15 protein-coding genes are annotated in these 20,261 nt (G+C 74.7%); 9 read left to right on the top strand and 6 right to left on the bottom strand.

What is annotated here, in order from left to right:
- Window positions 1-5: 5 nt before the first annotated feature.
- Together JNW98_RS14310 and JNW98_RS14305 are read right to left on the bottom strand one after the other, a co-directional pair.
- On the bottom strand, window positions 6-1,085 hold the full coding sequence (locus JNW98_RS14310) for an SDR family oxidoreductase (RefSeq protein WP_223768580.1): 1,080 nt from the start codon (window positions 1,083-1,085) through the stop codon (window positions 6-8).
- Entirely contained in the window at window positions 1,082-8,446 is a 7,365-nt protein-coding gene (locus tag JNW98_RS14305; protein WP_223768579.1) for a type I polyketide synthase, read from the bottom strand. The genes JNW98_RS14310 and JNW98_RS14305 overlap by 4 nt, the downstream gene beginning before the upstream one ends.
- 178 nt (window positions 8,447-8,624) lie before the next feature.
- Between JNW98_RS14305 and JNW98_RS14300 the strand changes: the two genes are divergently transcribed.
- The 4 genes from JNW98_RS14300 (at window position 8,625) to JNW98_RS14285 (ending at window position 13,478) form a co-directional block, all read left to right on the top strand.
- Window positions 8,625-9,269 carry a hypothetical protein gene (locus JNW98_RS14300; protein ID WP_223768578.1) on the top strand — a complete coding sequence of 215 codons (645 nt, stop codon included), beginning with the start codon at window positions 8,625-8,627 and terminating at the stop codon, window positions 9,267-9,269.
- A 598-nt stretch (window positions 9,270-9,867) separates the two neighbouring features.
- A complete protein-coding gene (gene gnd, locus JNW98_RS14295; protein ID WP_223768577.1) occupies window positions 9,868-11,328 on the top strand; it encodes an NADP-dependent phosphogluconate dehydrogenase in 1,461 nt (486 codons plus the stop codon).
- 39 nt (window positions 11,329-11,367) lie between these two features.
- Complete coding sequence (locus JNW98_RS14290; RefSeq protein ID WP_223768576.1) at window positions 11,368-12,546, top strand: MalY/PatB family protein; 1,179 nt, start codon at window positions 11,368-11,370, stop codon at window positions 12,544-12,546.
- A gap of 284 nt (window positions 12,547-12,830) precedes the next feature.
- Window positions 12,831-13,478 carry a 50S ribosomal protein L25/general stress protein Ctc gene (locus JNW98_RS14285; protein WP_223768575.1) on the top strand — a complete coding sequence of 216 codons (648 nt, stop codon included), beginning with the start codon at window positions 12,831-12,833 and terminating at the stop codon, window positions 13,476-13,478.
- 78 nt (window positions 13,479-13,556) lie between these two features.
- On the opposite strand, the gene JNW98_RS14280 is transcribed toward JNW98_RS14285, so the two are convergent.
- Entirely contained in the window at window positions 13,557-13,844 is a 288-nt protein-coding gene (locus JNW98_RS14280; protein WP_223768574.1) for a helix-turn-helix domain-containing protein, read from the bottom strand.
- Window positions 13,845-13,950: 106 nt separating this feature from the next.
- Between JNW98_RS14280 and map the strand changes: the two genes are divergently transcribed.
- A complete protein-coding gene (gene map, locus JNW98_RS14275; protein WP_223768573.1) occupies window positions 13,951-14,718 on the top strand; it encodes a type I methionyl aminopeptidase in 768 nt (255 codons plus the stop codon).
- A gap of 20 nt (window positions 14,719-14,738) precedes the next feature.
- Here map and JNW98_RS14270 read toward each other — a convergent pair whose 3' ends face one another.
- Window positions 14,739-15,506 (bottom strand): Mut7-C RNAse domain-containing protein, encoded by a 768-nt coding sequence (locus JNW98_RS14270; RefSeq protein ID WP_223768572.1) that lies wholly within the window; start codon window positions 15,504-15,506, stop codon window positions 14,739-14,741.
- A gap of 115 nt (window positions 15,507-15,621) precedes the next feature.
- On the opposite strand from JNW98_RS14270, the gene JNW98_RS14265 reads away from it, so the two are divergent.
- Both JNW98_RS14265 and JNW98_RS14260 read left to right on the top strand, forming a co-directional pair.
- Entirely contained in the window at window positions 15,622-16,281 is a 660-nt protein-coding gene (locus tag JNW98_RS14265) for a lytic transglycosylase domain-containing protein (protein WP_223768571.1), read from the top strand.
- Window positions 16,282-16,430: 149 nt separating this feature from the next.
- Window positions 16,431-17,255, top strand: coding sequence for a Tellurium resistance (locus tag JNW98_RS14260; protein ID WP_223768570.1), 825 nt, complete (start codon window positions 16,431-16,433; stop codon window positions 17,253-17,255).
- 76 nt (window positions 17,256-17,331) lie between these two features.
- Here JNW98_RS14260 and JNW98_RS14255 read toward each other — a convergent pair whose 3' ends face one another.
- Together JNW98_RS14255 and JNW98_RS14250 are read right to left on the bottom strand one after the other, a co-directional pair.
- Window positions 17,332-18,087: a tyrosine-protein phosphatase gene (locus JNW98_RS14255; RefSeq protein WP_223768569.1), complete on the bottom strand. Its 756-nt coding sequence runs from the start codon at window positions 18,085-18,087 to the stop codon at window positions 17,332-17,334.
- A 62-nt stretch (window positions 18,088-18,149) separates the two neighbouring features.
- Window positions 18,150-18,713, bottom strand: coding sequence for a CGNR zinc finger domain-containing protein (locus tag JNW98_RS14250; protein ID WP_223768568.1), 564 nt, complete (start codon window positions 18,711-18,713; stop codon window positions 18,150-18,152).
- 88 nt (window positions 18,714-18,801) lie between these two features.
- Between JNW98_RS14250 and JNW98_RS14245 the strand changes: the two genes are divergently transcribed.
- Window positions 18,802-19,251, top strand: a complete 450-nt coding sequence (locus tag JNW98_RS14245; protein WP_223768567.1) for a carboxymuconolactone decarboxylase family protein — start codon at window positions 18,802-18,804, stop codon at window positions 19,249-19,251.
- On the top strand, window positions 19,248-20,147 hold the full coding sequence (locus JNW98_RS14240; protein ID WP_223768566.1) for a phosphotriesterase family protein: 900 nt from the start codon (window positions 19,248-19,250) through the stop codon (window positions 20,145-20,147). The genes JNW98_RS14245 and JNW98_RS14240 overlap by 4 nt, the downstream gene beginning before the upstream one ends.
- Window positions 20,148-20,261 lie beyond the last annotated feature (114 nt).

Raw genomic sequence — 20,261 nt, 5'->3', positions numbered from 1 at the left:
CCCGTTCACGTCGGACGGGACGACAGGTACGCCTCGTCGAGAGGCCGGCCCGCGGGCCAGGCGAGCCCCAGGGCCGCCGCCCGGGTGACCTCGTAGCGACGGCGCTGCCGCATGAAGGGCAGGTACCGGACCCATCGCCGGTGCATGGTCCGTTCCGCTTCCGTCCCGGGCGGTTCCGGGTCGAGGACGAAGGTGGGACTGCCGCCGAGCCCGCGGGTGACGGCCGCGAGGAGCGCGGACACGGGCGTGCCCTCCTGGTGGGCGATGTGCTGCAGGTACATGCCGCCGGTGGACGGCGCGCGGTCCAGGGATTCCGCCATGACGCGGGCGACGTGCTCCACGGGCAGGTAGTTGTGCACGGCGTCCGGGCGGGTGCCCGGCAGGCGGACCGTCCCGGTGGGGCCGACGACCTCCGGGAGGGTCCGGAGCATCGTGTGTATCAGGGGCGTGCAGACGTCCAGCGGGCCGCGTGGCCGTCCGGGATAGGCGGGCGTGGCGGTGACCAGGCCGGGCAGGCGGAAGACCGCCGCGGAGCGCCCCCGGCGTGTGCACCAGTCGTGGACGAGGAGTTCGCAGAGGAACTTGGACTCCTCGTAGGGGGAGTTGAAGCCGTGGGCGCCGTCGAGCAGCGTCTCGGGGACCGTGCCGTCCTCTTGGGCCCCCGCCACGGCGAGGCTGCCGGAGTGGACGAGCCGGGGAGCGCGCTCCCCGGCGTCGAGCAGGGCCAGCACCTGCCGCATGCCGTTGGTGTTGGCGGTGCGGACGGCGGAGCCGGCCGGGTCGAGGCTGATGTCGGCGGCGCAGTGCCAGACCGTGTCGGCCTCGTCGGCCAGCCGCCGGAAGGCCGGCTCCGGCAGGCCCAGGCGGGGGGCGGTGACGTCGCCGTCGACCACGCGCAGGCGTTCCGGCAGCCGTCGCGTCTCGTGGTCCGGCATGCCGTGGTGGCGCAGGAAGCGTGCGACGCGCGGTAGGGCGGGCGGGGAGGCGGCCCGGGCCAGGAGGGTCAGGCGGTCGTGCCGGGCGAGGAGTTCACGGATGAGGTGGAGGCCGAGGAAGCCGGTGCCCCCGGTGAGCAGGACGGTCATCGGGCGGCCTCGGCGTGGCGGGCGAGGAGGCGGCCGACGAGCTCGGCCGGGGTCGTCGTGCCCAGCAGCTCCATGGTGGGGATCGTGCGGCCGAAGCGCTGCCGGATCAGGACCGCGAGTTCGGAGGCCGTCAGTGAGTCCATGCCCATCTGCTCCAGGGGGCGGGTACGGTCGACGCGGTCGGGAGCGGTGTGCAGGACCCGGGCGAGCAGTTCGGCCAGGACGTCCGCGGCCCGTGCGGGGTCGGACGGCACGGTGCCGGGGACGCCGGCGGTGTCCTTTTCGTCCGGTAGCAGACCGGCCGTGCGCGGGGCGGACAGCGTGTGCAGGAACGGCGCGGCACGGTCCCAGTCGAACCGGCCGACGGTCACGACGTCCACGTCGGGTCGCGCCAGCAGCGCGTCGAGTTCGGCCAGTGCCTCCTCCGACGAGAGGGTCGTGACGGAGTACGGCACCACGGTCCGCCCCGTGTCCCGGGCCCGCCGGACGAAGCCGACGTCGTCGAGGGCTCCCCAGCGCACGGACAGGCCCGGGAGACCGGCCCGCCGCCGCGCACGGACCATGGCGTCGAGCGCCAGGTTCCCGGCGGCGTACGGAGTCTGCCTCAGGTTGCCGGCCAGAGCCGCCGCGGAGCTGTAGGTGACGAAGAAGTCGAGGTCGCGGTGGCGGGTGAGGTCGTCGAGCAGGAGCCCGGCGGTCATCTTGGGGGCCAGGACGGCCCGCAGGCGCTCGTCGGTGAGGTCGGTGAGCGGGGCGTCGTCCAGGACCATGGCCGCGTGCACGACGCCGGCCAGCCGCCGTCCGCCGGTGTCGATGGCGTCCAGCACGCCGCGCAGCGACGGGACGTCACTCGCGTCGACGGCGTGCACCGCGGCCTCGGCACCGGCTTCCGCGAGGTCGTCGAGGAGGGCGGGCCCCTCGGGTGTGCCGGTTCCCCGGCGGCCGACGAGGGTCAGGTGGCGGGCTCCCCGGCGGGCCAGATGGCGGGCGGTGGCCGCGCCGAGGCCGCTGAGGCCCCCGGTGATGAGATACGTCGCCCGGGCGTCGAGCGGCGGCGGTGCGGCGGGCGGTGTCACGGACACGGGCTCGTCGGGGTCGAAGGTGACGACGACCTTGCCGATGTGCCGGGAGTGCTGGAGGCAGGCGAACGCCTCCCGTACCCGGTGGGCGGGGTAGGTGCTCAGGGGCAGGGGACGGAGGTCACCGTGGTGCACGGCGTCCCGCAACGCCGCGAGATGGGCGTCGGCGCGCGGGCTGGCCGCCGTGGCCCAGGGGAAGACGCCGACCACGAAGTACGAGAGGGACTTCTCGAACGCGCCGAGGGGAAGCGCGTTGTCGTCCAGCAGGTCCCGCTTGCCCAGCTCGACGAAGCGGCCCTCGGGGCGCAGTACGTCCAGACCGCGGGTCATGGCCTCGCCCGCCAGGGAGTTGAGCACGATGTCGACACCCTCGCCGCCGGTCACCTCGAGGACCTGGTCGGCGAAGCGCAACCCCCGCGAGTCCAGGACGTGTTCGGCGCCGAGCAGGCGCAGCAGGTCGCGTTTGGCGGGAGTGCCCGCGGTGGCGGTCACCCGGGCGCCGGCCCGCCGGGCGTACTGGAGCGCGGCCAGTCCGACGCCGCCCGCGCCCCCGTGCACGAGCACGCGCTCCCCCGCCGCGAGCCTGGCGAGATGGCCCAGGCCGTGCTGCACGGTGAGGAAGGCGCAGAGCAGGGTGGCGGCCTCCGCGAATGTCATGGTGTCGGGGACGGGCACGACCCGGTCGGCGCGGCACCGGGCGTGGGTGCCCAGGCAGGCGTTCGACATCCCCATCACCCGGTCGCCGGGGGCCGGGTGGCGCACCCCGGGGCCGACGGCCGTGACCGTGCCGGCGCACTCCAGGCCGACGGCGGTGGTCGGCATGGGCACCAGCCCGGTGACGGTGAGGACGTCGCGGTAGTTGAGCCCCACGGCCGCCACCTCGACGACGACCTCGCCGGGGCCGGGTACCGGCGTCTCGCAGGGGGCCCACCCCAGCCTGTAACGCAGGCCGGGGTTCTCCACCATCAGGGAGTACGAACCGCGCGGCAGCCCGGGACCCGACGAGGGGCGCCGGTACGGAGGCAGGGGCACCACCCGGGGGACGAACCGGCCGCCGGGGGTGAGGACGACCTCGTCCTCGTCGGCGTCGTTCCCGTCGTCACAGGCGAGGAGTTCGTCGGCCAGCCGCCCGGCCGGCACCTCCGTCCCGTCCCCGGCGGTGCAGAGCGCGACCCGGCGGACCCGCAGTCGCGGGTGCTCGTTGGCCAGGGAGCGGGCCGCGCCCCACAGGGCGGCGCCCGCGCCCGCGTGCCCGGGGACGGACCGCTCGTCGAAGGCGTCCCCGTGGAGGACGAGCCAGACGGTCACCTCCCGTTCCCGCGGCAGTCGCAGGGCCGCGTCGGCGAGGGCCCGCAGGACGGCGCAGCCGTGGAGGGCCCGCCCGGCGCGCTCGGCGGCCGGGCCGTCGTCCGCCCCGGCCGTCAGCAGGACGTCCACGGGGGCCGTGCCGGCTCCGAGGTACTCGGCCCAGGCCCCCGGGTCCGTACCGGCCTCGGCCGGGGACACCGTGCCGGGCGTCAGCCGGGACCGCAGGGCGGCCAGGATCCCGTCGTCGTCCCCCGTCGCGTACAGCGGTGCCAGCAGCCGCCGGCGGCCGTCGGCCGGAGCGGGGGCCGGTGCGCACGGCGGGCGCGGGTGGCGGGCGGCGAGGAGGACGGACTGGTCGCCGCGCGCGGGTTCTTCGGGATCTCCGGCGCGGACGGTCCCGGTGAAGCCGTTGCGCTCCAGCAGGGACTGCCACTCTTCGTACGCGAGCAGGGGGGCGGTGCCGCCCGCGGGCCAGAAGGAGTCGAGCAGCCCGAAGACCGGTGCGACCAAGGGCGTGTGGTGGGATTCCAGAGCGAGGAGATGGCCGTCGTCGGCGAGCAGCCGGTGCACATGGGACAGCGCCCGGTCCGGGTCGTGCGCGGTGTGCAGGGAGTTGGCGGCGATGACGAGGTCGAAGGAACCGTCCTCGAAGCCCTGCTCGGCGGGGTCGGCGGTCAGGTCGAGGCGCCGGCAGGTGAGGAAGGGGAAGTCCCGGAAGCGGTGACGGGCCTGTGGGAAGAAGACGGCCGAGACGTCGGTGTAGACGTACCGGCAGCGTCCGGGCGGGAGTTCCGGCAGGATCAGGGCGGTCGTTCCCCCGGTGCCCGCGCCGACCTCCAGGACGCGCAGCGGGCGGTCGGCGGGGCGGCCGGCGCTCAGGGCGCGGACGAGCAGCCGGGCGACCTCGCCGTGGTAGCGGTTGATCCCGTCGGCATCGTAGTAGCGGGCGGCCAGGGGGTCGGGCCCGAAGAAGAGCAGTTCCAGCGGGTCGCACTCGCCGCGGAGCACTCCGGCCAGGCGGAGGCCGCAGACGGCGTGGGTGTGGAACGTGGTGATCGCGGCGGGCATCGTGCGCACGGCGTCCTGGAGGACGCGGTGCGGGTCGGGGTCCGCGGCCCGTCGCCAGCCGCCGTCCTCGGCCGTGAACAGCCCGTACTCGGCGGCGGTCGCCAGCAAGGTGCGCAGCAGCCGCACGTGGCGGGGTAGGGCGCCGGCCAGCAGCAGGTCCTCGATCGTGAAACGCTCCCGGTCGGGAAGGAGTCCGGCGACCGCGGCGGCGGTGCAGTGTGCCGAGATCTCCATGGCGGACGCGCGGCCGCGAGCGTAGGGATGGGCGTGCCAGCGCGCTGTCAGCGCTGTGAGTCCCGGTGCCGCGGCGGCCAGGACGTCCGCCGGCGGACGTCCCTCGCTCGGCGCCGCCGGGCCGGGCAGCGGAGCGGCGCGCAGGACTTCGGTGAGGCGGGACGGCGGGGCCGTCGGCACGGCGTCGAACCGCTGGGCCCGGATACCGAGCAGTTCCAGGGCCACGGTGCCGTCCTCACCGGCGATGGTGAGGCTCCACGACGGCTCCTGGGACGGCGCGGCATGTGTGCGGACGTGCACGGTGCCGGCCGTGGGCAGGGGCTGCCAGCAGCGCACGGCCTCGAAGCCGATGGGCAGGAAGGCCATGCGCTCGCCCAGCGCGGCCTGGGCGAGTGGCAGGACCGCTTGGAGGGCGCCGTCGAGGAGCGCGGGATGGGCGAGGTAGCCGGTGCCGGTGCCGGGGTCCGCGGCGTAGGAGGCCAGGACCTCGCCGTCCCCGGTGCGCAGGCCGGTCAGCGGGCGGAACGCCGGGCCGTAGCGCACGCCCGTGCGCTCGGCGGCCGCGTAGTGCGCCTCGGCCGCGCGGTGCCCCGGCAGACGCCGGGCGACGGCCGCCGCGTCGAGGGCGGGCGGGCGGTCGCGCAGCAGCCGCCTTACCCGGCAGCGGGCGTGCTCCACCCACTCGCCGTCGGTGCCCCGGCGGGTGGCGACCGTGAATTCTCCTTGAGGCGAGAGCGAACAGTCGAGGACGAGCTCTGTCCCCGAGGAGTCGGACGGCACGGTCACGGAGCGGCGGATGGCGAGCCGGGTCGCTTCCACCGGCCCGCCGAGGGTCGGCTCGCCGGCGGCCAGGGCCAGTTCGAGGAAGGCCGAGGCGGGGAGCACCACGGCGCCGCCCACCGTGTGATCGGCCAGCCACCGCGGGCCGCCCGGCGCGAGTCTCCGGCTCCACGTGGGCAGGGCCGTCGGCTGCCGGTGGCCCAGCAGCGGGTGGGACGGGCCCGCTTCGGCCTCCGTGGCGCGCTCGTACCACCACGAGGGTTCCCCGTTCCAGTGCCGCTCGCGCTGCCAGGGATACGCGGGGGTGGTCACGACCCGGCCCGGGCGGGGGAAGTACCGCCGTTCGCCGGTGGCACCGGCGGCCAGGAGGTGTGCCTCGGTCCGGTCGAGCGCGGCGGGTCCGGCGTCGGTACGGCGCAGGGTGGGCACCACCGCCACCGGTGTGCCGGGGGCGGCGGCCCGGCGCAGGTAGGTGGCCAGCACCGGGTGCGGGCCGATCTCCACGAGCGCGTCGCAGCCCTCCGGCCCGGTCAGCTCCGCCACGGCGCGGGAGAACCGCACGGGCTCGCGCAGGCTGCTCCACCAGTAGTCGGCATCCAGGAAGCGGCTCTCCACCCGTTCCCCGGTGACCCCGGACACCACCGGCAGCCGGCCGTCGCCGACGGCGAGCCCGGCCAGTCCGGACTTGACGGCGTCCCGCAACGGGTCCATGGCCGCGGTGTGGAAGGCGTAGTCGAGTCCGATGTCCCGGAAGAAGACGCCCTCGGCGGTGAGCTCGGCGCCGAGCGCGGCCAGCGCTCCGGCGTCGCCGGCGACCGTCACGTCCCGGTCGCTGTTGACCGCGGCGACCACCAGGCGGCCCGGGCAGCGGTCCTCCAGGAGCCGTACCGCCTCTTCCTCGCCCAGTCCGACCGCCGCCATGCGGCCCGAACCGGCGGTCATGGCCTGGGCCTTGCCGCGTTCCACGATCACCCGGCAGGCGGCCGCGCGGTCCAGGGCGCCGGCGCAGTACGCCGCCGCGACCTCCCCGACGCTGTGCCCGGTGACGGCGGCCGGGGTGATCCCGCGCGCGGCCAGTGCCGCCACCAGCCCGGCCTGCACCGCGAACAGCAGCGGCTGCGCCACCTCGGTGCGGTCCCACCGCTCCGGGTCGTCCGGGTGAGCCATCTCCTCCAGCACGGACCATCCCAGCCGGTGCGTCAGTTCCTCGTCCACCGCGGCCGCCTCGGCCGTGAACGCCTGGTCGGTGGCGAGGAGTTCGCGCCCCATGCCCACCCAGTTGGCCCCGCCGCCGCAGAACACGAAGGCCGTCCGGCCGCCGCGTACCGCCACGGCCGAGGCGCAGGCGGCATCCGGCTCACCGCGTGCCGCCGTGCGCAGCGCGTCCGCCGCCTCTCGCGGTCCGTCCGCCAGCAGTGCCAGCCGGTGCTCGTGGCGGGTGCGGCGGAACGAGGTGAACGCGAGGTCGTAGAAGGCGTCCGGCCCGGCGTCCGCCAAGCGGTCCGCCCAGGCGCCGGCCGCGGCGGCCAGCGCCTCGGGGGTCCGCGCGGACACCAGGACCGGCAGCCTTTCCGTGTGCGGCACCGTCCCGCGGGCGACCGGCGCCGGCGCCAGCACCACATGGGTGTTGGCCCCGCCGAAGCCGAAGGAGTTGACCCCGACCAGGCCGCGTCCGGTGCGTGGCAGCGGGCGGTCCGTGGTCACCGGGGCGAGGCCCAGGCCGGCGAAGTCGATGGCGTCGTTGAGGGGTTCGGCGTGGAGCGTCGCCGGGATCCGGCCCTCGCGCAGCACGAGCAGGCCCTTGAGGAGCCCGGCGATCCCCGAAGCCGCTTCCAGATGGCCCAGGTTGGGCTTGAGCGAGCCGATCGGCAGCCCGCCGTCCGCCCGGTGCCGGCCCAGCGCCGCGCCCAGGGCCTCGCACTCCACCGGATCGCCCACCTGCGTCCCCGTGCCGTGGGCCTCCACGTAGGCCACCTCTTCGGGGGCGATCCCGGCCCGCTCGTAGACGTCGCGCAGCAGCGCGGCCTGTGCCTGCGCACTGGGCATCGGGAGCCCGGCCGTGCGGCCGTCCGCGTTCATCCCGCTCGCCACGATCACCGCGTGCACCCGGTCGCCGTCCGCCAGCGCCGCGGCCAGCGGCTTGAGGACGAGCACCCCCGCACCCTCGGCCCGGACGAACCCGTCCGCCGCCGCGGAGAAGGGCCGGCAACGGCCGGTGGGCGACAGCATCGAGGCCTGGGAGAATCCCACGAACCCGCCCGGGCCCAGCAGGACGTTCACCCCGCCCGCCAGCGCCAACGCACTGCGTCCGGAGCGCACCTGCTCACAGGCGGTGTGCACCGCCGTCAGTCCGGAAGAGCAGGCGGTGTCGACGGCCAGGGACGGTCCGCGCACGTCGAGGAAGTGGGAGATCCGGTTGGCGGTGTTGCCGCCAGCTCCCCCGCTCATCGTGTAGGCGTTCATCGTCCGCAGCCGGCGCTGCTGGAGGATGAAGTGCTCGGACGTACAGGCGCCCATCACCACGGCGGTGTCGCCGCCCGCCAGCCCGGCCGCGTCCAGGCCCGCGTCGTCCAGTGCCTCCACCGCGCACTCCAGCAACAGCCGCTGCTGCGGATCGACGCGTGACGCCTCCTTGGGCGACATCCGGAAGTAGTCCGCGTCGAAGAGCGCGGGATCGTCCTCGAGGAAGCCGCCCGCCGAGGTGTACGACAGGCCCGGCGGGCAGGGCACGTCCGCCCCGGTGAACGACGACGCGTCGAAACGCTCCGGGGGGACCTCACCGATCGTGTCCCGGCCGGCCGCCAGCGTCTCCCACAGGGCGTCCAGCGAGCGGATGCCGCCCGGCAGCCGGCACCCCACTCCCACCACGGCAACAGCGTCGGACCCGGCCACGCGCGCATTCCTTCCTCGGCCCCCGGAAGAAGCCTCGGCCGCCCTCCGGACCGCCGCATCCGAGGTGATCCGTCCGGGCCCGACGTCACCTGTCCGGCCGCCCCCGATGGCCCAGGGACCGCCGGATCCGGAGCATGGGGACGGGGGGAAGCCCCGATGACGAAGGACGGCCGGCACCATGACCCTGTCCCGAACCTTCATAGCCGCCGTCCTCGGCGCCGCCGCCCTGACCACCGGCACCCTGGCCACCGGCGGCGCCCTGGCGCTGCAGGCCGCACACGCCCGGGCACCGGTGAGCCTGGACTTGGTCAGTGCCTCCGGCCAGTGCACGGTGACCTGGAAGAAGGACGGAGTGGCCTTCGAGCCCCTCGCTCCCGGCGACGTCCCCGGCTCCTTCGCGATGACCGGCGGCACGGGGACGGTCAGCTTCGACCTCGCCGCGCTCACGGATCCCGTCGCGCTGGCCAGGTCCATGCGGATCGAGGGCACTTTCAAGGGGGGATTCACCTACACCGACCCGGCCGGCCGCACCGTGGAGGTCAGCGACGGCCAGTACACGCTCCCGGTCGGCAGCGTGAGCTATCTGGTGAAGAGCCCCGCCGCTCCGGCCGGCGTCCGGATGACCACCCACGTGTACGACGGGACGGCGGCCTTCGAACCGACGGTCACCTCCGTGATGCCGCCCAAGGTGGGCGTGCGGACCACCGGGCTGACGACGAACATCACCCCCGAGTTCGCCCAGGTCCTCAACGACACCTTCGGCCCGGGAAGCGTCACGAGCGGCGCACCCGTCGCCACCTGCACGGGCTCCGCCACCACATGAGCCGTGCCGGGCCGAAGAGGCCCGGTCTTCGAACGCTCCGCCGCCCCGAACGCACCATTCCTCCGCGATGACGGGTGGGCGGACGACAATCGTGCGCTTGGGCAGGAATTCGCGGGGGTAACGGGCGTAGAAGATCTCGCCTTCCCGCCGGATCCATTCGCTGTTGTAGACGACGAGGTCGGCGCCCGCCGCGTTGTGGAAGCTCGCGGTGAAGTCGTCGTGACAGAGGACGACCATGGGTATGTCCCGGGCCTTCGCGAGACCCGCCAGGATCGGGACGTTCTCGAAGTGGGACAGCAGCACGTCCGCCTTCTGCGCGTGGGCGGCGAAGTCGATGCCCTCCCGGTACGGGACGACACGCACGCCGTCGATCTCATAGCTCTTGTCGATGCTTCCGGGGCGCGACAGCCAGACCGTCACCCGGTGACTCGCAGGCGAACGGCACGGCAGGCCCGTGGCCACCTTGCGGCCCGCTTCGCGCACCCCGTGCGACGATGGCCGGGCGACGCCCCGCTGCCCGAGGGGAAGATCTTCGATCCCACCGACGTTGACGCCCCGCACAAGCCTTCGACGCACGTGACAGGAGTGGACCACCGCGATGCCCAGCTCCACCACCACCCAGCCCACCGCGCAGATCGGCGTCACCGGCCTCGCCGTCATGGGCAGCAACCTCGCCCGGAACTTCGCCCGCCACGGGCACACCGTGGCCGTCCACAACCGCACGTACGCCAAGACCAAGGCCCTCGTCGACGAGCACGGGCACGAAGGGACCTTCGTCCCCGCCGAGAGCGCCGAGGAGTTCGTGGCGGCCCTCCAGAAGCCCCGCCGCATCGTCGTCATGGTCAAGGCCGGCGAGCCCACCGACGCCGTCATCGACGAGTTCACTCCCCTCCTCGACGAGGGCGACGTCATCATCGACGGCGGCAACGCCCACTTCCACGACACCCTCCGTCGCGAAAAGGCCCTGCGCGACAAGGGCATCCACTTCGTCGGGACCGGGATCAGCGGTGGTGAAGAAGGGGCGCTCAACGGGCCCGCCATCATGCCCGGCGGGTCAGCCGAATCCTACAAATCCCTGGGCCCCCTCCTGGAGTCCATCGCCGCCAAGGCACCCGACGGGACGCCCTGTTGCACGCACATCGGGCCCGACGCCGCCGGGCACTTCGTCAAGATGGTGCACAACGGCATCGAGTACGCCGACATGCAGCTGATCGCCGAGGCGTACGACCTGCTGCGGACGGTGGCGGGGTTCGGGCCGGCGCGGATCGCGGAGGTGTTCCGGGGGTGGAACAGCGGGCGGCTCAACTCGTATCTGATCGAGATCACGGCCGAGGTGCTGGCGCACACGGACGCGGCGAGCGGGCGGCCGTTCGTGGACGTGGTGGCGGACGAGGCCGAGCAGAAGGGCACCGGGCGGTGGACCGTGCAGACGGCGCTGGACCTGGGAGTGCCGGTGTCCGGGATCGCGGAGGCGGTGTTCGCGCGGTCGCTGTCCGGGCATCGTGAGCTGCGCGACGCGGCCCGGACGCTGCCCGGGCCGGCCGCCGCGCCACTGGACGCCGAGGAGGCCGAGGCGTTCGCGGCGCGGGTGGAGGAGGCGCTGTACGCGTCGAAGCTCGTGTCCTACGCCCAGGGCTGGAACATGATCGCCGCCGCGAGCGCCGAGTACGGGTGGGACATCGACCTCGGTGCCGTGGCCGCCATCTGGCGGGGCGGCTGCATCATCCGCGCCGCCTTCCTCGACCGGATCCGCGCGGCGTTCGCCGCCGACCCCTCCCTGCCCACGCTGCTGGCCGACGAGGGGTTCGCGGACGAGGTGGGCCGCGCCCAGGACGCCTGGCGCGACGTCGTCGCCACCGCCGTGCGCCGCGGCGTGCCGACCCCGGGCTTCTCGGCCGCCCTCGCCTACTACGACGCGCTGCGCGCCGAGCGCCTGCCCGCCGCCCTGACGCAGGGTCAGCGTGACTTCTTCGGCGCCCACACCTACCGGCGCACCGATCGCGAGGGGTCCTTCCACACGCTGTGGGGCGGGGACAGGAGCGAGCAGGACGTGTCCTGACGCCTCGTCAGGAGGCTTGCGCCGCCGCACAATGGGCGCATGTCGTCGTACGAGCACACCGATCCGCTGCGCCGGCTCTCCCTCGGCGAGCTGCGCCGCCGTACGAGCGCGAAGTGGCGGACGTATCCGCCGGACGTGCTGCCGCTGTGGGTCGCCGAGATGGACGTGCCGCTCCCGGAGCCCGTGGCCCGGGTGCTGGCCGAGGCCGTCGCCCTGGGCGACACCGGGTACGCGACGGGCGAGGGCTACGCCGAGGCGCTGGCCGGGTTCGCCCGGGAGCGCTGGGGCTGGTACGGGGTCGCGACGGACCGTACGGCGGTGGTGGCCGACGTGATGCGGGGCGTCGTGGAGGTGCTGCGGCTGGTGACGGGACCGGGTGACGCGGTGGTGGTCACCCCGCCCGTCTACCCGCCGTTCCACGCCTTCGTCGCCCACGAGGGGCGGCGAGTCGTGGCGGCGCCGCTGGACCGCACGGGCCGGCTGGACCCCGGTGCCCTGCGGGCCGCCTTCCGCGAGGCCACGGCGGCGGGACGGCGCGCCGCCCTGCTGCTGTGCAGCCCGCACAACCCGACGGGGACGGTCCACACGCGGCCGGAGCTCACGGCGGTCGCGGAGCTGGCGCGACGGTACGGGGTGCGGGTCGTCGCCGACGAGGTGCACGCCCCGCTGGTGCTGCCGGGCGCGGAGTTCGTGCCGTACCTGTCGGTGCCGGGGGCGGAGGACGCGTTCTCGGTGCTGTCCGCGTCCAAGGCCTGGAACCTGGCCGGGCTCAAGGCCGCGCTGGTCGTGGCCGGTCCGGAGGCCGCCGCCGGCCTGGGCCGGCTGCCACCCGAGGTGAGCCACGGCCCGTCCCACCTCGGCGTCCTGGCCCACACCGCCGCCCTGCGGCACGCCGGCGGCTGGCTCGACGCCCTGCTCGGCGGGCTGGACGCGAACCGCCGGCTGCTCGGCGAGCTGCTCGCGCGGGAGCTGCCCGAGGTGGGGTACCGGCCGCCGGAGGGCGGCTACCTGGCGTGGCTGGACTGCCGGGCGGCCGGCCTGGGCGACGATCCGGCGGCCGCCTTCCTGGAACGGGGGCGCGTCGCGCTCACGTCGGGGCCGCCCTTCGGCGCGGGCGGTACCGGACACGTCCGGCTCAACCTCGCCGCCTCACCGGACGTGCTCGGGGAGGCGGTCCGCCGGATGTCGGCGACGGTACGGCGGGACCCGGCGGCCTGACATGGCGGGACGCGGTGGGCTGACAGGACGGCCGGGGCCCGTGGGCTGACGAGGCGACGGTCGCGCCCCGCCGCCGTGCGCCATCCGGCGCACAAAGCGGACGATCCGCCTCCGCCGCTGGGTACACTCGCCGCGCGTCGCTCGGCGAGGGAGGCCGTACTCATGGGGTGCGGCGATCCCGTCCCGTCGCGCTCTCTTCGTACCGGGTCCGCCGGAGTCCGGGTGACGCTCACCGGGACGCTCACCGGACGGTCCCGAGACGACGACACACGAGGAGAGCAGTCATGGCCGAGGTCAAGCTGGCCGCCGAAACGCGCACCGATTTCGGCAAGGGCGCCGCCCGTCGCATCCGTCGGGACGACAAGGTACCGGGGGTCATCTACGGCCACGGCGCCGAACCGAAGCACGTGACGCTCGACGGGCACGCCCTGATGATGGCGCTGAAGACACCGAACGTGCTGCTGCGCCTGCAACTCGGCGGCAAGGGCGGCGAGTTGGTGATCCCCAAGGAGGTGCAGCGGGACCCGCTGAAGGGCTTCCTCGTCCACGCGGACTTCCTGGCCGTCAAGAAGGGCGAGAAGGTCACCGTCGAGGTGCCCGTGCACACGGAGGGCGAGCTGGCCCCCGGCGGCAACCTGCTGGAGCACATGCTCAACGCACTGCCCGTGGAGGCGGAGGCCACGCACATCCCGGAGGGGTTCACGGTGTCGATCGAGGGCCTGGAGGCCGGGCACACGGTCCGGGCGGGGGACGTGGAGCTGCCGCGCGGCACGACGCTGGCCGTCGACGAGAGCACCGCCATCCTCCAGGTCGTCGCCGCGCAGACCGAGGCGCTGCCCGAGGAGGAGGCAGAGGAAGAGGCGGAGGGTGCGGAGGGGGCGCCCGCCGAGGCGGCGGAGGAAGAGGCCGCGGCTCCGGCCGAGGAGTCCTGAGCCGGCCACCCCATCCACCGAGGCGCTCCCGGCACCCACCGCGCCGGGGGCGCCTCGGTGTACACAGGGGTGCGAACCCTACGCCGACAGCGCCGCCCCGCCGGCCACCCCCTCCGCCCCCTCGTCCGGCACCGACGCCGCGGCCAGCGCGTCCAGGGAGACGCCGAGAGCGCCGGCCAGCGCCGCCACCGTGAAGAAGGCCGGGGTCGGCGCCCGGCCCGTCTCGATCTTGCGCAGGGTCTCCGCGGAGACGCCGGCCGCCGCGGCGACCTCCACCATGCTGCGTTCGCCCCGGGCCTGCCGCACCAGGGCGCCGAAGATCTCGCCGCGGCGCCGTTCCCAGGGGGTCAGAGGAGTTCTCACCATGCCCCGATACTAATACCGTGATATCTATACCGTGATACAAATACCGGGATACCAATACCGGCACGAGACCGGACGGTCGGGTCGGACGAGGGGAGCGTCGGAGGACATGGTCGAGATCAAGAGTGACGGCGAGCTGGCGGCGATGCGCGAGGCGGGCCGGGTGGTGGCCCACGCGCTGGCCGCCGTACGGGAGGCGGCGGCCGTCAGGGTGAGCCTGCGGGAGCTGGACGAGGTGGCCCGCGAGGTCCTCGCGACGGCGGGTGCCGAGTCGCCGTTCCTCGGCTACCGGCCGTCCTTCGCGCCCGTGCCGTTCCCCGGAGTGATCTGCACATCCGTCAACGACGCGGTGGTGCACGGCATACCCACCGGCTACCGGCTGCGCGACGGCGACCTGCTCAGCGTCGACTGCGGCGCCCGGCTCGACGGGTGGACGGGCGACGCGGCGGTCAGCTTCACCGTCGGGACGGCCCGGCCGGCCGACACCGAGCTCATCGCCCGAACCCGGGAGGCGCTGGACGCCGGCATCGCCGCCGCGCTGGCCGGCAACCGCATGGGCGACATCTCACACGCGGTCGGCAGGGTCGCGGCGAAGGCGCGCTGCGGCATGCCGGCCGACTTCGGCGGCCACGGCATCGGCCGGCAGATGCACGAGGACCCGCACGTGCCCAACCGCGGCCGTCCCGGCCGGGGTTACCCGCTGCGGCACGGGCTGGTGCTCGCGATCGAGCCGATGCTGATGGCCGGCGGCGGCGACGCCTACCGCACCGCCGAGGACGGGTGGACGCTGGTGACCGCCGACGGCAGCCGGGCGGCGCACATCGAGCACACCGTGGCCGTCACGGACGACGGCCCGCGGATCCTCACCCTGCCGTGATCCTCGCCCTGCCGTGACCCTCACCCTGCCGTGAGCGAACCCGCCTCGCGTCCGACCCCCTCGGCCCCGCCGAACTCCCGCAGCGCCTCCTGCACGATCGCCTCCAGCCGCGCGTGGTGCGCGCCGCGCCAGTACACGCGCTCGCAGGCGGCGCACTGCGCGAAGACGTCGTACGTACGGCGCGTGCCGTGCTCCAGGAGCTCGCCGACGGAGTCCTTGTCGGCGTCGCGCAGCTCCCCGTTGCAGGCGGTGCAGCGCGTCCACGGCGCGAGGGGCGGGGCGAACCGGCCGAGGACGTCGCGCAGCTGGTCGTCGGGCCGGTCGCTGTAGACGTAGGCGCCGGCCCAGAGCTCCCTGCGGCGCAGCAGGCCGCGGTCGCGGGAGAGCATCACGCGGCGCTCGGCCGCGGAGCGGGCGGCGAGCGCCGGGTCGCCGATGTCCTCGCTCTCGTAGGCGGCGTCGACGCCGAGCAGCCGCAGCCGCCGGGCGAGCGTGCCGAGGTGGACGTCCAGCAGGAAGCGCAGCGGCGCGCCGGGGACCCGCTGCGGGCGCTCGACCGCCCGTACCTCCACCGTCTCGCCCGCTCCCGGCACGTGGGACACGGGCACCTCGCGGCCGTCGACGAGCAGCCGGCCGGCCTCGGTGAGGGGCATGCCCAGCGACTCGATCACATGCCCGAGCGACGACGATCCGTCGGTGACGACGGTCATCCGCTCGGCCCGGCGTTCGGCGGGGACGAAGAGCCGCAGTTCGGGGGCGAAGGTCACGGTGATCTCGGGTCGGTTCACGGCTTCAGCATGCCATGGGCCGCGTCCGCCCCCGCCGGGTGTCCCGCCGCACCCGTCCGGCGGGCTGTGTACGGTCATGGCGAGGGCCCCGCAGCGACGCGTCAGGAGGAAGAACGTGAGGAAGCACCGCAGGCTCCGGCCGTCGTTGGCCGCGCTGGTCGTGCTGGCGGCCGTCGCCGGTGGGGCCACCGCGTGCGGCGGCAAGGACGACGGCAAGTCCCAGGGCCGCCCGTCGCCGAAGGCCACCCCGATCGACCAGAAGTCCCCGGAGAAGCCGGACGGCGACCAGGACCCCGCCCGCTACGCCCCCGAGGTGAAGCGGTACGCCAAGGAGGCGGGCGTCAGCGCGCAGCTGGTGATGGCGATCCTCTACAACGAGGCGTACAAGCCGCACGACCCGGAGTTCGAGAAGTCCTGGCAGAGGATGAAGCCGGACTCCGCGTTCGGGGTGGCCAACATGCACCGGGCGGCCTACGACGAGACCAAGCGCGGGCGCCCCTTCGCGAACCGCAGCTGGTTCGATCTGCCGGACGACCCCGCGCTCGCCATCCGGGCGGAGTCCTGGCACCTGCGGGACCTGGCCGTGCAACTGCCGGGTTCCTGGCCGGGGTCGTACACCAAGGAGGAGCTGATGGCCCTCGGGTACAACGCGGGCGCGGGGAACATGGCGGCGTTCGCCCGGGGCGTCAAGCCGGGGTCGCAAGCCGGTTCGTACCTCGCGAACCTGCGCGGGAACTGGTCCAAGGCCGCTGCGGCGCTGCGGAGTTCCGGCTGACGGCGGGGTGACGGCAGGCCGGCGGCCGGCGCGCGGACCGGTCGGTCGCGGGCCGCCCATGTCCCCCGGCGGCCCTCCCGCGTTGCTCAGGGTGCGTGCCCGCGAGCGGGCGCGCGTACCGAGCGACGCCGAGAGGGAGTACGTCAGCCATGCGCCCACGTCCGCACCGGTTCCGCCGCCCGCCGTCGGACGGCAAGGACCCGTCCGCCCGGAGGAACGCCTCGTCCGCGGAGGAGGACGGCAGCCTATGGGCCTACCTGCGCGGCGGCGCGCTCCGCCGCGAGGAGGCGCGGCACGCGTTCGAGTGGGCCGCGCCGCACCACAAGCGCCTCTCGAAGGCCCACCCCACCGACTGGCTCACCCACCACGGGACGACCGGGGGCACCCTCCGCGTCAACCTCACCTGGAGCATGCACACCGGTCCGGGCGGGGACGGGCCGTCGGGGCTGCTGCGCAGCCTGTTCGCGCCGCTGGGCGCCTCGGTGCAGGTGCACGGGCCGGCCGTGGTCTCCGCCGACCTCGACCTGGCCTGCCTCTACGAACTCACCGACGGCACCAAGGGCGTGGTGCAGCCGCTGGGCGGCTTCCACGGCGACCTGTACCGGCCGCCGTACATCTCGCTCAGCGCGGACAGCCGGTTCGGCGGCCCGATGGGCGAGACGCTGTACATCAACCTGGACAAGCGGGACGAGTTCCGGCGGATGCTGGTCTTCGTCTACAACTACGACTGCACGCCCGTGTTCGGACGGGTGGACAGCGTGCTCACGTTCTACCTGCCGGACGGGCACCAGTTCGCCGTGGAGCTGAGGGAGCGGGTGCCGCAGGCGCGGTCCTGCGCCGTGGCGCTGATCGAGAACCGGCAGGGGCATCTGACGGTGCGTCGGGAGGCGACGTACGTGTACGGGTTCCAGTCGGATCTGGACCGGTTGTACGGGTGGGGGATGCGGTGGGCGCGGGGGCACAAGCGGCCGTGACGGGGGCCGGGGCGATCGGTACGGGGGCCGGAGCGATCGGTACGGGGGCCGGAGCGACACTCGGCCCCCGCGCCGCCTACGCCACCGGCACCGGTTCGAGCAGGTTCCGCCGCAGGGCCGCGACCAGGGCGTCGTCCACGCCCAGCACCTTCTCTGCGTACCCGCTCACGGACCCGTGCCGCCGGGCGAGGCCGTCCAGGAACAGGCTCATCACGTCGGCGGGCGCCGTGCCGTAGGCGGGCCAGGCGAGTTCGCGTCCCGGGTGGCCGGCCCGCCAGTCGGCGACGAGCCGCGCGGTGGCGCGCTCGGTGAGCGTGAAGTCCTCGACGACGACGTCCTGTTCGACGTCGAGCAGGGTCAGGACGAGGGCGGCGAGCAGTCCGGTGCGGTCCTTGCCGGAGGCGCAGTGGAAGACCACGGCCCCGGGTTCCGGTCCGTCCCCCGCACCGGCGATCACGTCGAGGGCGCGCCGCAGTTCGGCGGCCCCGTCGTGGGCGACCTCCAGGTAGCGCTCGGCGAGGTAGGGGCCGGGGGCGACGTCCGGGCCGAGGGCGGCCTGGTCGTAGGGGCGGTGTTCGACGCTGAGGTTGTGCCAGGTGTACGACGGGTGCTCGGGCGCCCGTCCGGCGGCGTCGATCTCCCAGGGGTATCGCAGGTCGATGACGGTGCCGACGCCCAGCGCGAGGAAGCGGTCGAGGTCCGCTCCGGCGAGCTTGCCCAGCGAGTCGGAGCGGTACAGCCGCCCCCAGCGCACGGTGGCTCCGTCCCGGGTGGGATAGCCGCCCAGGTCACGGAAGTTGTGCAGGCGCTCGAACGTCAGATGTCTGTCCATGGCCGGACTCTAGGGGCGGAACGCCGGGACCGCCGCGACGTGGATCACCTTCCCCCTTGCTTCTACGCCTCCGCGCGCCGGCGTTCGCGGAGGGCGCGGACGCGGCCCCGGCTGGCGCAGGCCGGCGCGGGGCACCAGCGGCGGCGGCCGGTGGGGTTGGCGAAGAGGCCGCGGCAGTCGTGTTCGGGGCAGACGGCGAGCGTGGCGCGCTCGGGGCCGGTGAGGTGGCCGACCGCCTGTCGGACGATCCGGGCGAGGGCGGCGCCGGTGTCGGCGGGGGGCTCGCGGAGCAGCCGGTCGGTGACGGTGAGGCGTACGGGGTCGGGCTGCTCCGCGAGGAAGCGGGCGGTCTCGGCGACCGCGCCGGCGGGCGGGGTCCCGCCCTCGACGACGGGCAGGGCGAGGAGGCGCAGGGTCTCCCGCACGGCGTGGACCCGGACGACGTCGGCCGCGTCGGGGGGCCGGACGGGGGTGAGTTCGACGCGGGCGAACCACTCCACCAGCCGCTCGGCTGTGGCGACGCGTTCGACCGGCCGCGTGCCGAACGTCCGTCCCTTGGTCGCGAGGAAGTCGAGCCAGGTCGCGCCGAGGTCGAACCGGAACTCCAGGTGCTCTGCTGCGGGCATGCCCCCATCGTAACGGCTGATGCGTTACATTGACCGCGTCGATGTAACGGCTCAGCCGTTACACACGTTCTGGGGTGGGAGGAAAGACATGACGGAGAACATCGGTACGGAGCCGCGGGGCGCGGCGTTCGACCGTGCCGCGGGGTACCGGCTGCTGGAGGTGCTCCAGGACGAACGGACGCGGGAGGCGACGCTTCCCGGGCTGGAGCGGTTGGCGCCCGGCTTCCCCGACTGGATCGTCACCAGTCTGTTCGGCGGTACGTACCAGCGCGACGGGCTGTCCCTGCGCGACCGGCAGATCGCCAACCTGGCCGCGCTCACCGCGCTGGGCGGCGTGGAACCGCAGCTGGCCGGGCACGTCACCACGGGTCTGCGGGTGGGGCTGACGGAGGAGGAGATCGTCGAGGTCTTCGTGCACCTGGCCCCCTACATCGGGGTGCCGAAGGCGCTGGCCGGACTGCGCGCCGCCGCGCCGGCGCTGACGGTGGCCACCGGCGCCGACGAGACCGCGACGACCGCGACGGAGGGGGCCGCGTGACCGCCGTCGTCCGGACAGTGCTCGGCGACGTCCCGGCGGAAGCGCTCGGCACGGTCGACGCCCACGACCACCTCTTCCTGCGCAGCCCCCTCCTGCCCGGCCGGGAACTCGACGACGCCCGGGCGGCGGAGGCCGAACTGCGCGCCTTCGCCGCGGCGGGCGGCGGGACGGTGGTGCAGTGGACGCCGCGCGGCATGGGACGACGGTCGGCCGACGTGGTGGCGGCGTCCCGCGCGACGGGTGTCCACGTCGTGCTGGCCACCGGCATGCACCAGGCGGTGCACTACACACCGCCGCCGACCCCCGCCGAACTGGACGCGCTGGCGGCGAAGTTCGTGACCGACCTGACCGCGGTCCCGGTCCGCGCCGGCCTGGTCAAGGTCGCCGGCGGGTTCCACGGCCTCGACGAGCACGCCCGGCGCACGATGACCGCCGCCGCCGAGGCGCACCACGCGACCGGCGCGGCCGTGGCCGTCCACCTGGAGCTCGGCACGGCGCCGCTGGAGGTGCTCGACCTGCTGTGCGGCACGCTCGGCATGCCGCCCTCCGCCGTCGTCCTCGGCCACCTGGGCCGCTGCCCCGACCTCCGCGTACAGCGGGAGGCGGCCCGGGCGGGGGCCTTCCTGGCCTTCGACGGCCCGTCACGCGCCAACCACGCCACCGACTGGCGGCTCTTCGACCAGCTGGCCGCCCTGGCCGACGCCGGGCACGCGGGACAGCTCCTCCTCGGCGGGGACACGACGACGGCCGCCGCCCGGTCGGTCGACGGGGGGCCCGGCATGCCCTACCTGCTGCGAGTACTCCGGCCGCGCCTGGCACGGGAGTTCGGGGAGGACTTCGTCACCGGGCTGTTCGTCCACAACCCGGGCCGGGCGTTCGCGCTGCGGCGCGGCTGACACGCACCAGCCCGTCCGGCGTTTGAGGACAACCGCGCGGAGCGCGGTTGCGGGGGTGCGGGGGCCTGCCCCCGCAAGAAACGGTGAAAGGGCGGGACCGGGGCCCCCAAAAGC

Origin of the sequence: Streptomyces huiliensis, from assembly GCF_020037025.1 — a bacterium.
GTDB lineage: Bacteria > Actinomycetota > Actinomycetes > Streptomycetales > Streptomycetaceae > Streptomyces > Streptomyces huiliensis.
Note: the sequence above shows the minus strand (reverse complement) of the source record. Positions and strands in the feature narration are given on the sequence as shown.